Source organism: Gilliamella apis (assembly GCF_030758615.1).
In the GTDB taxonomy this organism is placed as follows: Bacteria; Pseudomonadota; Gammaproteobacteria; order Enterobacterales; family Orbaceae; genus Gilliamella; species Gilliamella apis_A.
Window position 1 is genome coordinate 251,412 of record NZ_CP132381.1, and the last position, 16,622, is coordinate 268,033.

Annotated in this window: 17 protein-coding genes; 7 read left to right on the top strand and 10 right to left on the bottom strand. The window is 32.1% G+C overall.

Annotated features, from left to right (window positions below):
• Positions 1-4: 4 nt before the first annotated feature.
• Positions 5-478: a tRNA (adenosine(37)-N6)-threonylcarbamoyltransferase complex ATPase subunit type 1 TsaE gene (gene tsaE / locus RAM17_RS01205; protein WP_110446876.1), complete on the bottom strand. Its 474-nt coding sequence runs from the start codon at positions 476-478 to the stop codon at positions 5-7.
• Between the two features lie 145 nt (positions 479-623).
• Between tsaE and tusB the strand changes: the two genes are divergently transcribed.
• The 3 genes from tusB to RAM17_RS01220 all read left to right on the top strand — a co-directional run bounded on the left by tusB (position 624) and on the right by RAM17_RS01220 (position 2,734).
• Positions 624-905, top strand: a complete 282-nt coding sequence (gene tusB / locus RAM17_RS01210; protein ID WP_110446875.1) for a sulfurtransferase complex subunit TusB — start codon at positions 624-626, stop codon at positions 903-905.
• 154 nt (positions 906-1,059) lie between these two features.
• Positions 1,060-1,623 carry a Sua5/YciO/YrdC/YwlC family protein gene (locus RAM17_RS01215; RefSeq protein WP_110446874.1) on the top strand — a complete coding sequence of 188 codons (564 nt, stop codon included), beginning with the start codon at positions 1,060-1,062 and terminating at the stop codon, positions 1,621-1,623.
• A gap of 4 nt (positions 1,624-1,627) precedes the next feature.
• On the top strand, positions 1,628-2,734 hold the full coding sequence (locus RAM17_RS01220) for an anhydro-N-acetylmuramic acid kinase (RefSeq protein WP_110446873.1): 1,107 nt from the start codon (positions 1,628-1,630) through the stop codon (positions 2,732-2,734).
• A gap of 6 nt (positions 2,735-2,740) precedes the next feature.
• On the opposite strand, the gene kdgR is transcribed toward RAM17_RS01220, so the two are convergent.
• From kdgR to RAM17_RS01240, 4 genes are all read right to left on the bottom strand, one after another.
• Complete coding sequence (kdgR, locus tag RAM17_RS01225; protein ID WP_110446872.1) at positions 2,741-3,535, bottom strand: DNA-binding transcriptional regulator KdgR; 795 nt, start codon at positions 3,533-3,535, stop codon at positions 2,741-2,743.
• A 117-nt stretch (positions 3,536-3,652) separates the two neighbouring features.
• Positions 3,653-3,973, bottom strand: a complete 321-nt coding sequence (locus RAM17_RS01230) for a cupin domain-containing protein (RefSeq protein ID WP_110446871.1) — start codon at positions 3,971-3,973, stop codon at positions 3,653-3,655.
• A gap of 95 nt (positions 3,974-4,068) precedes the next feature.
• A complete protein-coding gene (locus tag RAM17_RS01235; protein ID WP_110446884.1) occupies positions 4,069-4,863 on the bottom strand; it encodes a gluconate 5-dehydrogenase in 795 nt (264 codons plus the stop codon).
• Positions 4,864-4,912: 49 nt separating this feature from the next.
• Positions 4,913-6,085, bottom strand: a complete 1,173-nt coding sequence (locus RAM17_RS01240; protein WP_110446870.1) for an oligogalacturonate lyase family protein — start codon at positions 6,083-6,085, stop codon at positions 4,913-4,915.
• A 250-nt stretch (positions 6,086-6,335) separates the two neighbouring features.
• Between RAM17_RS01240 and RAM17_RS01245 the strand changes: the two genes are divergently transcribed.
• Positions 6,336-6,971 carry an RpiB/LacA/LacB family sugar-phosphate isomerase gene (locus RAM17_RS01245; RefSeq protein WP_306240472.1) on the top strand — a complete coding sequence of 212 codons (636 nt, stop codon included), beginning with the start codon at positions 6,336-6,338 and terminating at the stop codon, positions 6,969-6,971.
• Positions 6,972-7,450: 479 nt separating this feature from the next.
• Here RAM17_RS01245 and RAM17_RS01250 read toward each other — a convergent pair whose 3' ends face one another.
• A complete protein-coding gene (locus RAM17_RS01250) occupies positions 7,451-7,609 on the bottom strand; it encodes a hypothetical protein (RefSeq protein ID WP_181414605.1) in 159 nt (52 codons plus the stop codon).
• 298 nt (positions 7,610-7,907) lie between these two features.
• Here RAM17_RS01250 and RAM17_RS01255 point away from each other — a divergent pair, with 298 nt between their 5' ends.
• Complete coding sequence (locus RAM17_RS01255; protein WP_110446868.1) at positions 7,908-9,419, top strand: MFS transporter; 1,512 nt, start codon at positions 7,908-7,910, stop codon at positions 9,417-9,419.
• Positions 9,420-9,483: 64 nt separating this feature from the next.
• Here the strand turns inward: RAM17_RS01255 and RAM17_RS01260 are convergent, their stop codons facing one another.
• The 3 genes from RAM17_RS01260 to RAM17_RS01270 form a co-directional block, all read right to left on the bottom strand.
• On the bottom strand, positions 9,484-10,263 hold the full coding sequence (locus RAM17_RS01260) for a Cof-type HAD-IIB family hydrolase (RefSeq protein WP_110446867.1): 780 nt from the start codon (positions 10,261-10,263) through the stop codon (positions 9,484-9,486).
• A 2-nt stretch (positions 10,264-10,265) separates the two neighbouring features.
• Positions 10,266-10,949: a DnaA inactivator Hda gene (hda, locus tag RAM17_RS01265; protein WP_110446866.1), complete on the bottom strand. Its 684-nt coding sequence runs from the start codon at positions 10,947-10,949 to the stop codon at positions 10,266-10,268.
• 202 nt (positions 10,950-11,151) lie between these two features.
• Complete coding sequence (locus RAM17_RS01270) at positions 11,152-12,171, bottom strand: putative type VI secretion system effector (protein WP_110446865.1); 1,020 nt, start codon at positions 12,169-12,171, stop codon at positions 11,152-11,154.
• Positions 12,172-12,683: 512 nt separating this feature from the next.
• On the opposite strand from RAM17_RS01270, the gene mnmG reads away from it, so the two are divergent.
• Positions 12,684-14,576, top strand: a complete 1,893-nt coding sequence (mnmG, locus tag RAM17_RS01275; RefSeq protein ID WP_110448843.1) for a tRNA uridine-5-carboxymethylaminomethyl(34) synthesis enzyme MnmG — start codon at positions 12,684-12,686, stop codon at positions 14,574-14,576.
• Positions 14,554-15,153, top strand: a complete 600-nt coding sequence (gene rsmG, locus RAM17_RS01280; protein ID WP_110448842.1) for a 16S rRNA (guanine(527)-N(7))-methyltransferase RsmG — start codon at positions 14,554-14,556, stop codon at positions 15,151-15,153. The genes mnmG and rsmG overlap by 23 nt, the downstream gene beginning before the upstream one ends.
• A gap of 29 nt (positions 15,154-15,182) precedes the next feature.
• Here the strand turns inward: rsmG and RAM17_RS01285 are convergent, their stop codons facing one another.
• Positions 15,183-16,412 carry an N-acetylmuramoyl-L-alanine amidase gene (locus tag RAM17_RS01285; RefSeq protein WP_110448841.1) on the bottom strand — a complete coding sequence of 410 codons (1,230 nt, stop codon included), beginning with the start codon at positions 16,410-16,412 and terminating at the stop codon, positions 15,183-15,185.
• Between the last annotated feature and the right edge of the window lie 210 nt (positions 16,413-16,622).

A 16,622-nucleotide genomic window follows, 5' to 3' on the forward strand; every position in this document is an offset into this window, starting at 1 on the left:
ATTTTTATAGTAATGGGTTGATAATAGCTTGACCTTTTTCACTATTAGCTTGCACACAAACCGTACGTTCAAGCGCTAAATATGCCAAATGAATTTCAATATCGGCAGCAGGTAACATACCTCTTGCCTGCATAGGCCATTCAATTAAACAAATAGATCTTGAGGAAAAATATTCGCGAATGCCCATAAACTCTAACTCTTCTGGATCACCAAGGCGATATAAGTCAAAATGATAAACTGAAAATGTATCAAATTGATAAGGTTCAACTAATGTATAAGTTGGACTTTTAACATTACCTTGATGACCTAATTGTTGCAAAAAACCACGACTAAAAGTGGTTTTACCAGCGCCAAGATCACCAATCAGATAAATGACAATTGTACTATAATGATTAGATAAATAATTTAAACACTGTTTTGCCAACTGTTTACCAAACAATATTGTCTCTTGCTCGTTAGCTAAAATAATGGGTTTCATAACGAATTCTTTGCTCAATAAATAGCCCTTATTATATACTAATAACCATTAAAGATGTACCAACTAAGATTAAGTTGAATTTTTACCAAAAAAATTTTGAGGAACGGGGTTTTTTAAGGGTAAATTTAACGCTAAAAGAGGAAAAATGTTACATACCATTGCAACACCGAACCAATCAACAATCGATCCAACATTAATTTCAGCGCAAGATGCCGTACTATTTTGGCAAAATGGTGTAATTATGTGTTGTCAAGATAACTCTACATTAAATGCTATTTTGCAAAACACCCATCATTGTTATGTTCTTGATAACGACATTAATGCTCGAGGCTTAGGCGACCTAATCGATTCAAGAGTTAAAATTATCAACCTGCAACAGGTTATTGATTTAACAGTTAACTATTTTCCGCAAATGAATTGGGAATAATTTTGCTATTTTCGATAAATGCTAATTTATCTATCACAGCAAATAAGCGATATTCATTGTAATAACATTATTAATTCTTTTGTTGCCAATTTGCAAATAGTCTTACCTCAGTTTAATATAAATTTTAATGATATTGGGTAAACATAAAAATTTGATGGCAAACTTATTAACTCTACTAGAAATTAATCAACTGTTACAAAAAGGTGAAGTTGTTGCTTATCCAACTGAAGCCGTTTTTGGTTTAGGTTGTGATCCTGACAGTGAATCAGCAGTGTATAAACTGTTAAATCTAAAACAACGTTCAGTTGATAAAGGATTGATTTTAATTGCCAGTCATTATCAACAACTGATCCCTTATATTGATCAATCGGCAGTAACGAAAGAACAAATACAAATGGCGTTTAACAGTTGGCCGGGACCAAATACTTGGATTTTTCCCAAGAATGCTAACACTCCTGATTTTTTAAGTGGAAAATATCAGTCCATTGCTGTTCGTGTTACCGATCATCCTTTAGTTTGTAAATTGTGTGATTTATTTGCTAAGCCATTAGTTTCAACCAGTGCCAATCTTTCTGGCCATCCAGCTTGTAAAACAGCGTTAGAAGTGGCGAACCAATTCGGTAATAATTTCCCCATTTTAGCTGGTCAAACAGGCAATCGTTCACAACCATCAATCATTCGCGATGTGCAAACTGGCACTATCATTCGGCAGGGGTAATATTATGCAAAATTTATATATTGGTGTCATGTCGGGTACCAGTATGGATGGAGTAGATATCGCATTAGTTGATATCAGCAATGGAAAAATTACCGCTATTGCTAGTGATTGCTATCCAATGCCAAACGAAATTAAAACTCGATTATTAACGCTTTGTAATAGTAAACAAACAACATTACAAGATTTAGGCGAACTTGATCATCAACTTGGCATAATTTACGCTAAAAGTATTAATCAATTTTTAAAACAAAATAATATTGATAACAAACAAGTTAAAGCGATTGGCTGTCATGGACAGACTATTTATCATTCGCCGAATGGTGATAATCCATTTACCATGCAAATAGGTGATGCCAATATCATCGCCGCCCAAACAGGCATTACAACTATTGCAGATTTTCGTCGTAAAGATATGGCTTATGGAGGTCAAGGTGCGCCATTAGTTCCTGCTTTTCATAAAGCAATATTTTTAAACTCGGCAATTAACTGTGTAGTCTTAAATATTGGCGGTATCAGTAATATTTCTGTGTTAATACCTGACCAACCAGTAATTGGCTACGATACCGGCCCTGGTAATGTATTACTTGATGGCTGGATAAATAAAAGCCTCGGAACAAGCTATGATAAAGATGGTTTATGGGCAAAATCAGGTAAAGTAAATCAAAACTTATTAAGTGCGTTATGTAATGAAGATTATTTCCAATTACCAGCGCCAAAAAGTACTGGCAGAGAATTATTTAATTTAGCTTGGCTGATGCAAAAATTAACTGACTTTGCTTTAAATGGCCAAGATATTCAAGCGACATTGGTTGAATTTACCGCCATTACAATTGCCAATGAAATTGATAAATTACCGATAAAAAATAACTTGCCATGCCAGTTATTAGTCTGTGGTGGTGGCGCCAAAAATCCACTTATTATGCAACAATTATCAGCATTACTACCGAAATGGCAAGTTTCTGCTACAGATAAAAAAGGAGTAAACAGTGATGATATGGAAGCGATCGCTTTTGCTTGGCTTGCTTATTGTAGAATGAATAATATTCCTTCTAATATTCCAGAAGTTACTGGAGCAAGCCAATCTGTATGTTTAGGGGTTATTTATCAATAACCACCTTTAGTCCGTTGATTTTGATTGCTTAACATAACCAATTAATTCAGATATTTTAGCTGCACATTGGCTAATTTCACTGACTAAATTAGCTTCATCTTCAGCTGTACTACATCTAAAGATAGAAGTTGATAAACTTAAAGCAGCAATAATATTACCTAAACGATTGTAAATTGGTACAGCAAAGCAACGTAAACCTAGTTCAGACTCTTCATCATCTTTACCATAACCAACACGTTTTACTTCATCAAGTTCAGCTAAAAATGCGTCTTTATTAGTAATGGTGTTAGCTGTATATTGAACAAAATCGATGTTGTTTATTAAGCTTTTTTTGCTTTCATCATCTAACCATGCCAATAAAACTTTACCTAGACCGCTAGCATGAACCGTCGCTTGATTACCTATTTTAGATGTCAAACAAAGACTATATTGTTCTGATGCCACTTTATTAATATAGATAATTTGATCACCTTCACGAACAGCTAAATGGATTGTTTCTTTCGTTTTGTCCCTTAGCTTTCTCATTTCTAAATCAGCAATAGCCAAAAAGTTTTGGTGATAAAGCACTCGATTACCTAAATCAAGTAATTTTAAATTAAGAGAATATTTATCTGAATCTTCTTCTTGATTAACATAACCTAATGATTTCATGGTTTGTAAAAAGCGATAAGCAGTGCTTTTTGGCATCATTACTTTTTGCGATAATTCCGAAATAGCAATGTCTTTAGATTCAGATAAAGCTTCTAAAATTCCGAAAACTTTTAAAACCGAAGCAACCGATTCTGGTGAGCTATCATTCATGATTAGCACATCTCCTTACTAAAAAATAGTCATTATTCTATTATTTAATGATCAATTAGAACAACACAAAATTATCGAAAGTATATCATAATTAATAATGACTAGTTACTAGCTATTTTATAAAAAGTCCAATCTCTGCGGAGTAAACATATCAAGTAGCACACCAGCTTGTTTACAAATACAACCATGTTCAATATTTGGTTTTTTATACAAAGTATCACCAGCACGAACAATTTTGGTCTCAGTGCCAATAGTAAATTCAAATTCACCCGATAAAACATAAGTTAATTGTTCATGTGGGTGATGATGCATGGCTCCAATAGCGCCAGTTTCAAAATGAACTTCAACAGCCATCATATTACCATCATGAGCTAAAACTTTACGTTTAACACCATTTCCTAAATCAATTAATTCAATATCTGAATTAAAACAAAACATCGCATTACTCCTAAATTTATAAAATAAACAGAGATAATAAAAACTTCCCTTTAATTTATTATCTCTTAAATCAATTAATTTTCAATGTTATGGCATTAAGGTTGTTTACCAATATAGGCTAAGATACCACCATCAACATAAAGAATATGACCATTTACAAAGTTTGAAGCTTCCGATGCTAAAAATACTGCTGCACCCGCTAAATCATCTGGAGTTCCCCAGCGTCCAGCTGGTGTTTTAGCAATAATAAACTGATCAAAAGGATGACGAGAACCATCAGCCTGTTTTTCGCGTAATGGTGCCGTTTGTGGAGTTGCAATATAACCAGGACCAATACCATTACATTGAATATTGGCATGACCAAATTCAGAACAAATATTTTTAGTTAACATTTTTAAGCCGCCCTTAGCTGATGCATAACCAACAACGGTTTCACGGCCAAGCTCACTCATCATTGAGCAGATGTTAATAATTTTACCACTGCCTTTTTTGATCATGGAAGGAAGCACTGCTTTTGCCATAATGAATTGACCTGTAAGATCAATATCGATAATTTTTCGATAATCGGCAGCACTTGTTTCAAGCATTGATTTGCGTTGAATAATGCCGGCATTATTCACTAAAATATCAATCACACCATGTTCTTTTTCAATTTGCGCAATTGATTTTTCAACCGCAGCTTCATCGGTTATATCAAATAAATAGCCATGTGCATCAATGCCTGCTTCTTTATAAGCTTCAAGACCTTTTTGTAAATTTTCAGGTACCACATCATTAAATACGATTTTCGCTCCGGCACCAGCTAATGATTTTGCTATTTCAAAACCGATACCATAAGAAGCGCCGGTAACCAGCGCTATTTTATTATTGAGTGAAAATTTATTTAAAATCGACATAATTATATTCTCCGTTATAGTTGTGACAGACAAAATCGCTCTATCACATTTCTTCTAATATGTTAGCTGGCACTTTGGTTAAATAAAGTGCAGGTTCATCTTGTGCATCACAAGAATATAAAACGTATTTATTATCAGGTGAAAACGATGGATGAGGGTGAGTAACTTGACGGTCACCATCTAAAACTCGCCATGTACTATTATGTTTAACGAGTTTATGTGCTGTTTTGGTTTTAGGCGCTAAAATATAAAGCCATGGATCATTTTCAATTTTATAACCACTAGTATCAATAACATCAACAGGGCTTCCTGTTCCATCACCGATATAAAGCGTGCCATCAAAATTGCTCATTAAATGTGAACAGGCAGGCATTTCCATAATCTCTTTATCTTCATTGGTTACTGGGTTATAAAGACGAATATAGCGCTCTTGTTGTCCTTTCATATAAGATACATAAGCTAATCCTGAACCATCTGGTACCCAAAACTCATGCGTACAACTTTCACCAGGTAAATTATCATGAGCTTTTCGTTCATTTTTACCATCACGATCAACTAACCAAATTCGTGCATCAACTAAATCATGCGGCCCTTCATGACAAAATGCGATAGTTTTATCATCAAAAGGTCTAAAGATTGGATGGCCCAACCATACATTTTGATCAATAACCGTTTTAGCAACACCAGTTTCAATATCAATTTTGATTAAACGGCAGTGTGGGTTTTTATCGTAAAACGCTTTAAATATTGTCCAGTCAGTGAGTGGTGTCCAATCTTTTTTATCAATTTCAATGCCAACAATTTCATTACAATCGCTATTAGCAACCCATGTACCATAACCAACCCATTCATCGGGTACTGTATAAACATTTTTTTCTTCTAAAGTTTCAAGATTGACTTGTTGTAAGTTACGTTCATTTTTGACATAGTATAAAAATTTATCATCTGGTGATAAAAAACCACCAAAGGTATTATCGCCAGGTCCTTCAGTAAGTTGTTTTGCTGTTTGATTTTCAATATCAAGCAAATAGTAGTTGCGATTAGAGTCAAATTCACCGGCAAAGAGTAACTTTTGACCATCATTGGTAAAGCATTTTTGATAAAAATAGTTACGATGGCATAAAACACCTTCTGGCGTTAACCGGATAATTTCATTTTTTGAATCTTCATCAGTAAATGATGAATATGATAGCTTTACGATATTTCCCTTAGCCATATAAACTCCCTGAATATAAGTATAATAAAAAGTTCAAAATATTATGATTTGTTAAATATAGTAATATAAAAACTATGATGGTTTTGTGACTTTCATCACATTGCAATAAATTTATTAAAACATCGTTTTATTTTAGTTAAAAAAATTGATATATTTTTTTGCGAGCTTATAATTAAAGCGTAAGTACTAATAACAAATGACAAAATTGTTAGATGGTTTGTTATTATTTCAATGAAAATAGAGGGAAATCATGAAAATAGCACTAATGAACGAGTTTAGCCAAGCAGCTAAAAATCCAATTATTTTAAATGAATTAAAAAATGCAACTGAGAAATATGGACATACTGTTTTTAATGTTGGCATGGATGGCGACAATGATAAAAAATTAACTTATGTTCATTTAGGTATAATTAGCGCTATTTTATTAAACAGTAAAGCAGTTGATTTTGTTATCACCGGATGTGGCACAGGCCAAGGCGCATTAATGGCATTAAATGCATTTCCTGGTGTTAATTGTGGTTATTGTATCGAACCTACTGATGCTTATTTATTTGCACAAGTGAATAATGGTAATGCATTATCACTTGCTTTTGCTAAAGGCTTTGGTTGGGGTGCAGAACTTAATGCTCGTTATATTTTTGAAAAAGCATTTGATGGTGAAAAAGGTTTAGGTTATCCACCTGAACGCCGAGAATCTCAAAATGCTAATGCGGTAATTTTAAATGATATGAAAAATGCTGCAGGAAAAAGTTTAATCGAAGCATTGAAATCAATTGATCAATCATTACTTAAAGATGCAATCAAAGGCGAACGTTTCCAAAAATGTTTATTTGAAAACAGCCAAAATCCTGAAATAACAGCTTATATCAAAAGCCTATTAGCTTAATTGATATTAATTAATTAGTTACTACATCCTATAATGTCAGTGTCATTTCAACTCAATTGATGAAATGACACTTTTTTATTTCTACATTTCTTCATAACAATTAAATTAATATTTAAGCTAAGGTTAGCAATAAACTTAAATATCCTTATTAATAATAGCTTATTGAACAAGATTAAAAACTAACTGACGAATAGAAATAAGTAAAATTGAATTGATAATAAAAAGAATAAAAACGCTAAATCTGATTATTAGACTTAGCGTTCTTATAGATTGATAACTCTTTAATTATTTAGCTTTATTCTTTTCAATTAAGATTTTTAACTCTTTTGGTAAAACTATATTACCATTTTGATCACGAGTTATTTTAAAATCAACATTGTCTTTCCATAATTCACTGCTGGTCACAGATTTAAAATCTTTACTTTTAATCTGTGGTCCAAATGAATCTTTTATTGCGGCTTGCCAACTAATACAAAGTATTAATAAATTAGCTTAATAATACCACGAAGAATTCGATCCATTGATTTCCAGTTATGTTCATATTGAAAGGTTGTTTGACTTGAACCAGCAAAAGAATAGATAGGAAAGGTGGATAGAAACATTAAAAGCGGTATTTTTTTTAATTTAAAATGACTCATTATTGTTTTCCTATTTTTAATATATTTTTTGAAATACTGTTTTATATTTTTTATTATTTTTTTAATGTTTTCTGTTAATAAGATCACAATTTCAGAAAACAATTTCAGAAAAACAATAACTCTATGATATTTATCAATTTAATTTATAATAATATCAATATATTAACTTTTCAAATTAAATAAATTGTTACCAACGTCACATTTCTTAAAAAATTTTGAAATAAATTTGTATAAATTTAGTATTATTCTAATAATATTTTTAAAACGGTATTTCATAATTATTAAAGGAAATAAATTTATGGCTGACAATCAAAAGAAAATAACCACACTAACTCGATTTTCGTATGGTAGTGGTAATTTGATAGGAAGTGGGGCGCTAGCAATTAGTGCTGCTTGGTTACTATATTTTTATACAACATTCTGTGGTCTTTCTGCATTTCAAGCAACATTAATTTTTTCAATCGCTACTTATTTAGATGTCATTCTAAATCCATTAATGGGATTTATTACTGATAATTTTAACCACACAAAACTTGGCCGTCGATTTGGCCGTCGCCGATTTTTCATTTTATTTGCTGTTCCATGTATGATTATTTACCCATTACTTTGGGTTGATGGCATGAATTTTTGGTACTACTTAACTACCTATATTTTATTTGAATTCATCTATACCATGATTATGATTCCATATAATACTTTACCGGTAGAGATGACCAAAAACTTTGATCAAAGAACTTACTTAGCCGGTTCTAAAGCAATGTTTGGTAAAGTTGCTAATTTCTTAGCTGCAGCAATTCCAGGGGTATTTTTCTATCTATTTGATGGTAAAGACTCCCCATTACCGTTCTTACTAACAGGTATTACTTATGCAACTATTATGGCTATTGCATTAATCTTGCTTTACCTAAATAGTTGGGAAAAATCAATTGATGAAATTGAAGATGAAACAACTTCTGGTCTTTGGGAAAGCATTGTTAAATTATTCTCAGATGTGTTTTCAACCTTCCGTTTAAAAACATTTAGAAACCATTTAGGTATGTATCTATTTGGTTTTGGTGCTGAATGGCTATTCGCGGCAACATTTACCTATTTTGTAGTATTTAACTTAGGCCAACCTAAAACTTTTGTTTCACAAATGAATAGTTTAAGTAGTATATGTCAGTTAATTTCAACGGCATTCTTTATGGCTTGGTGTGTAAAACGAGGATTCAAAAGACCATTTGTTATTGCAATACTAATCGTAATATCTTCAGTAATTGGTTATATCGGAGTCTATTATTTTAACATGCCTCATGTTACTTGGATTGTTATTGGTATTACAATTTGGTTTGGTTTAGGAACTGGTGGGGTTTATTACATTCCGTGGAGTGTATACACCTTCTTAGCAGATATCGATGAAGTATTAACCGGAAGACGTCGTGAAGGTATCTATGCAGGTGCAATGACTATGGCTGGAAAACTAATGCGAGCGACCATTGTATTTATTCTAGGAATTGTATTGAAATACTCAGGTTTTGTCTCTGGTGTAAATACCGTTCAACCAGATAGTGCAGTGACTGCAATTAACTTAGTTCTTATCTTTGGCGTGTGTGGAATGGCATTATTGGGTATTTTCTTTACTTACCGAATGAAATTAGACAAATCTACTCATGCACTTATTATTCAAGAACTTGATAGATTAAAAACTGGTGGTAAAAAAGAAGATGCAACACCAGAAATAAGAAGCTTAGTTAAAGAACTAACTGGCTTTGATTATGATAACTGTTTTGGTAACAATAATGTTGGTTTTAAACAACATCATCCAAAATAACGATTTATAATTAAATAAAAAATCATCTAATTGATAAGATTAGATGATTTTTTTATATCTAAATTTAAATTAAACCAAATTTTTGCAGCGCTTTAACAATACCATCATTATCATTATTATCGGTTATATACTCAGCTTTATCTTTCAAATCATCAACTGCATTAGCCATAGCAATTGGATGATCAACGGTTAAGAACATTTCTAAATCATTCATGCCATCACCAAATGCATAAGTAGGCACATTATCAAAACCTTTGGTTTTTAATAATTCATTAATGCCGTTACCTTTCGATCCACCATGGTTAAAGACATCAACACAATAATGAGTATTACGAATAAAAGTTAATTCAGGAAAAGCTTCTCGATAAGGCGATTCGCCTTGCTCACAAAGCAATAACAACATCTGAATCTGTTCTTTTAAATAAATTTGATCATCAACCGGAGGAATTTCTAGTTTTAAAGAACGATAAAACTGTTCGGTAGCTTGATTAATTTCACTGACTCTCATCTTATTATAATTATAAAAAGACAAAGGAATATTCATTTTTTCCCTTGAAAATTCATATAATCTAGTAATAACATTTTTATCAATATTATTGGTAAATACGACTTCTTTTTCATAAATAACAGCTTGGCCATTCATTGCTATAATCGAATTTATGCCCGTCTCTTTCATCAATTTAGCGGCTTCCATAGGGGTTCGGCCTGTTGCTAGCATAGGTATAATATTATTTTGCTTTAATCTTTCAATTGCAGCATAAGAACTTGGCAACACTTCTATATTACTATCAAATAAAGTACCATCTAAATCGAAAAAAACGATAGCATCAGGTTTTTTAGTCATTTTTACAAATCCAAAATATTTTTAATAAAAGGAATAGTTAATTTGCGTTGTTGAGCTAATGTTGCAACCTCAAATTTTTCCATTAAAGAAAACAATGTTCGCATATCGCGATTAACACGTTTTAACAAAAACAAACCAACTTCAGTTGATAACTCAAAGCCACTTAATTGCGCTCTAAGTTGCAGAGCTTTTAGTTTATCTTCATCACTTAATTCTTTTAGCTGATAAACCTGTCCCCAAGTTAATCTTGAAGCTAAATCAGGCAAGATAAAAGGAATTTGTTTAGGCGGAGCATAAGCAGTAATTAAAAGTTTACTAACATTTTTTTCAGTTAAACGGTTAAATAAATCAAATATTGCCTCTTCCCAATCTCGATGACCAGCTATGGCATCAATGTCATCTAAACAAACCAAATCATAATTATCTAAACCTTGTAAAATTTCAGGAACCAATAACACATGTTGCTTTAATGGAATATAACTAGCTAATTTATTTTGGCTTGAAGCATGCAATAGATGCGTACGACCAGCTGCGCTTGCTGACCATATATAAAAGACATTAAAACCTTCCCTATCAAGTAAGGTTTGCAAAGAATCAAACAATAGCTGATTATCACCCACATAGAAACTATCAAATGTTTCGTTATTAGGTAATATAAAAGGTAAAGGCAACTGTGAAAGAGTAATAAAATGACCTCACAATAAAAATACAATCATACTAAGTATAAATTTGCTTTCACAAAAATCAATTACTTTTATAGAGAACAAAATAAGTTAGCAAAAGCAGCTATTAAAAATCGATATACAAAAACTAGTTAACCTACAAAAAAACAAATAATAACATAACTAAAATGCTATTTAGTTATAAACTTTAACTTATTATTATTCATTAATAATAAAATAAATTATTTTCATTTTTTCCAAGAAAGAACCTTTTAGAAGGTTTCACACTATTATGCTGCTTTTTTTGTTTTAATTTAGCGACTTTTTTATTAGTAAAACGTCTTAAATCCATTCTAGCTATTTTCGGCAGATTTAAAGTTTTAAAAATTTTCTCGGCTATTTTTGCTTTTTTATTAACATTAGGTATAGATTCAATAATCATACCAATACTGCAAAAAATACTACTACCAAAGAATATAGGTTTCATAAAAGAGATATATTCAGCTGTTAAATGAAGTAATTGATAGAGACTACCCCAAACTAAAATATAAAAAACATTAAAAATAATCATAAAAAAAAGGATCAGAAATAATGTCGTTTTAGCTTGATGTATTAAATAAGCTATTCGTCCTTTACTGCAATTAGGACATATACTAATAATCCTTTCGTCAGGTTTAGTTAAAGCATAAAGTTCATAATGATCTTCTTGCCACTGCGCTATAACAGCAACTTTTTCACCCGCTTGAAAAGGGCAATCACCTATCCAACCTCGATAAATAACACCATCAATTTGAACATTAACAAAATTAGCCTTAATTAAAAAAGGATTAACTTTTTCTGCTAAGAAGCTTTTTTTAAATTTCTCAAAATCAAATTCAAGAGATGCAGCATTAATAGAAGGCTCTTTTGCTAATAAGCTTTTTTTAAATTCCTTAAAATCAAACTCAAGAGATGCTGTATCAATAGAAGAATTAACTTCTTTTGCTAAGAAATCTTTTTTTAATTCCTCAAAATTATACTCAGGAGATAAATCATTAATATAAGTATTAATTATCCTATTTTTAAGTTCGCTTTTAGGTACGAATTCAAAATAATTATACTCTTCTTCTAAATCTATACGCTCAATTATTCCTTTAATGCAGACAAATTCAGTCTCCCAGCTCGGTAGAACAGGATAAGTTGGTTTATGGCGCCAAGAACGACTGACGATCTTATTTTGAATTTTGTAGAACTGTTTAATACTCATAACAACATATTTATCTATACAACTTCTGCTATTATAAATTGTTTTTAACTAAAATCCTCTAATTAACTTAAATTAGCTAGCTTAATTTATGAGCAATAAAAGATAAAAATTTAAGCAAACAAATTTATTTTTTGTGGATAACTCTGTGACAAACAACGATCATAAGCTGTTATGATCGCATTAATAACCTTAATTGAAGTCAATGTTGTGGATAAATAAGAGAGTTATAAACAAGTTTAATTAAAAAAAGATCCGATCAATTAACAGAATTAACTGATCAATAAGATCATATAAAATAAAAATAAAAACCAGTTATCAACAAAAAGGATCCAAGCTAATAATAGTAAAAATAAAAAGATCATATAAAAGATCTTATTTAATTTAGATCGCGATCAAAATAGATCATTTGACGTAATAAAAAAGATGCGTAAAATTCGTAACACTAAATAAAACCAAATCACCTGATCAAAAATAGTGATCATCTATCAGTAATATAAAAAACGAGGCTTTATATGTTTTATCCAGATCTTTTTGATGTCATCATTGTTGGTGGAGGTCATGCCGGAACTGAAGCTGCAATGGCATCAGCAAGAATGGGCCGAAAAACATTACTTTTAACGCATAATATCAATACATTAGGACAAATGTCTTGTAATCCAGCTATTGGTGGTATTGGTAAAGGTCACTTAGTAAAAGAGATTGATGCTATGGGCGGATTAATGGCGCAAGCTATAGATCTTGCAGGGATCCAGTTTCGGATCTTAAATAGCAGTAAGGGGCCAGCGGTAAGAGCAACACGTGCTCAAGCGGATCGATCCTTATATCGTAAAGTAATAAGAACTACACTGGAAAACCAAGAAAACCTAATGTTGTTTCAACAATCTGTTGAAGATGTGATCATTGAAAACGATCAGATCACCGGTGTTGTTACCCAAATGGGTGTCTCTTTTAAAGCAAAAGCTGTAGTACTTACAACAGGTACCTTTTTAGATGGTAAGATCCATATAGGTTTAGATAATTATAGTGGTGGTAGAACTGGCGATCCCGCTTCTATCGGTTTGTCTAAATCTTTACATCAATATCCATTTAGAATGGGACGATTAAAGACAGGAACACCACCACGTATTGATGCCAGAACAATAGACTTTTCTAAATTAGGCACTCAATATGGTGATGATCCAGTGCCAGTATTTTCATTTTTAGGCGATGCTAAACAGCATCCTAGACAGATCCCTTGTTATATAACAAGTACTAATGAAACAACCCATGAGATCATTCGCAATAGCTTAGATCGAAGTCCTATGTACACAGGTGTGATTGAAGGTGTTGGCCCGCGATATTGTCCGTCTATTGAAGATAAAATAATGCGTTTTGCTGATCGTAATTCTCATCAGATCTATTTAGAACCAGAAGGGTTAGATAGTAATGAGATTTATCCTAATGGGATCTCGACCAGTTTACCTTTTGACACACAATTAGCTTTTGTTCGTAGTATGAAAGGGCTAGAAAACGCGAATATCGTAAGACCGGGTTATGCGATTGAGTATGATTATTTTGATCCACGTGATCTTAAACCAACTTTAGAAAGTAAAGTGATCAAAGGTTTATTTTTAGCGGGTCAAATAAATGGTACTACCGGCTATGAAGAGGCTGCTGCTCAAGGTATGTTAGCAGGTTTAAATGCGGCAAGATTTGTATATGATCAAGATCAATGGTTCCCTACTCGTGATCAAGCTTATTTAGGGGTATTAGTTGATGATCTTTGTACTTTAGGCACCAACGAACCTTACCGTATGTTTACTTCGCGTGCTGAATATCGCTTAATGTTACGTGAAGATAATGCCGATATTCGTTTGACTGAAATCGGCCGACAATTAGGCATGGTTGATGATTATCGTTGGCAACGATTTAATGAAAAATTTGAAGCTATTGAACAAGAAAGAGCCCGTCTTCGAGATATCTGGGTTCATCCTCATATTGAAACTATCGACGAAGTGAATGCTGTTTTAAGTGCTAATCTCACCAAAGAGGCAAATGGTGAAGAGTTGCTTAAACGCCCTGAAATGAGCTATAAAACACTACAATCATTATCACTTTTTGCGCCTGGTTTAACTGATACTCAAGCCGCTGAACAAGTTGAGATACAAGTAAAATATGATGGTTATATAAAATTACAGATTGAAGAAATTGAAAGACAAAAACGAAATGAAGAAACTCTTATTCCTGAGCACATTGATTATGCTGAAATATCAGGGTTATCTAACGAAGTCGTTGCTAAATTAAAACAGCATAAACCTGTTTCAATTGGTCAAGCTTCACGTATTTCTGGCATTACACCAGCGGCAATTTCAATGTTATTGGTTTATTTAAAAAAGAAAAACTATGTTAAAAAAGAAACTCATTAATCTTATTGATCAAACGGATCTTTCGATCACTTCTCAACAAATTGATCTATTGATCCATTATGTTGAAATGCTTAATAAATGGAATAAAGCTTACAATTTAACAGCAGTGCGCGATCCTAGTGAAATGTTAATTAAACATATTATGGATAGTTTAGTTGTTTCGCCTTATTTAGTTGGCAATACTTTTATTGATGTGGGAACAGGCCCTGGATTACCAGGGATCCCTTTAGCAATAATAAATCCTGATAAACAATTTGATCTGGTGGATAGTTTAGGTAAAAGAATTCGTTTTTTAAAACAAGTTCAATTTGAATTAAAATTAACTAATATTCAACCTATTCAAAGTCGTATAGAAGAATATAATGAGAAAAAATTTGATGGAGTCATTAGCCGAGCATTTGCTTCTTTGCAAGATATGCTAACTTGGTGTAAACATCTTCCTAATCAGCAAGGATCATTTTACGCATTAAAAGGTAGCGATCTTGATGTGATCCCTGAAGGGTTTACTCTTAAACAAAATATTAAACTGACTATTCCGGAGTTAAATGCTGAACGACGATTAATGATCATTCAGTAAAGGTAAAATTGATCTAAAAAATGATTAGATCAATTTTTACGACGTTTTAAATAATCTTTAATACCATCAACAATTGCTTTAGATACTTGATTTTGGAAGGAAGCTGTCTTAAGTTTTTGCTCTTCATTGATATTACTAATAAAGGCTGTTTCAACTAAAACTGATGGGATATCTGGTGCTTTTAATACTGCAAAACCCGCTTTTTCAATCGATGGTTTGTGCAGTTTATTCACTTTTTTCATACGATTTAAAATAGCTGTACCTAATAATACCCCATTAGACAACGTTGTTTTTTGTACTAAATCTAAAATCGTATTATCTAAATATTTATCACCACTTCTACTTACGCCACCTATTTGGTCGGCATCATTTTGGGTTTGAGCTAAATAACTGGCTGCTGAACTACTAGCTCCACGGGTTGATAAAGCAAATACTGATGATCCTTTAACTGAGCGATTAGCAAAAGCATCAGCATGGATAGAAATAAATAGATCTGCATGTAAAGATCTTGCCTTCGCTACACGAACATTTAAAGGTATAAACACATCTTCCTTACGGGTCATATAGGCTTTTACATTAGGTTCTTTTTTGAGCAAATTGTAAGTACGGCGTGCAATTTGCAACACTATATCTTTTTCCCGAGTTTTCTTATAACCAATAGCGCCAGGATCTTCACCACCGTGACCAGGATCTAGCATAACGATAATAGGTGAATTTTTCTTCTTATTAGATGATTTTATTTGTGATTGTTTTTTATTTAGCTCGCCTTTTTGATACTCTTCTAAGAGTGCTAAAAGGGGATCATCATCAGTTACAGTTGGTTTAGAAGGATAAAGATCTACAACTAATCGATGTTTGAATTCAGCAATCGGTGGTAATGTAAATGTATTTGGATCGATACCTTGTTTTAATTCAATCATCAAACGGACAGTTTTGGGATCTAACTGCAATGCTCGAATAGATTTAATAAAAGGATCTCGACTTAGTACTTTTGTTGAAATCGTTTTTAACGTTGGATTTAAATTGAGATTATCAATATCAATAACAATACGATCGGGGTTGTGTAACTTTGCGTGTTTATAGTTAAGTTTTGCGTTCGATTCTAACGTTATTCGTGTATAAGTTGATGATGGCCAAACACGCACAGCAATAATCTGAGCCATTGATGCAGCAAAACCAACCCGTGTGACCGACAATAAACAAGTTGCCATAATGCCTTTAATCAAAAAGCGCTTTGTTGGACTAAATGTTTTTGACATACCTAAACACTTATATTGTTAATAATATTAATAGGACGAGAATAATAACATAAAATAAATAGAATGATTATTATAATTAGTTGTTTTTTCGATAAATTAATTACTAATTGTTTATTTTTTATATATAAAGTAATAAATATAGTTTTTTATATTTATTATAGACCCTACAATCACAAAGGATTACAATATGGCTCGCTAAAATCGCGGATT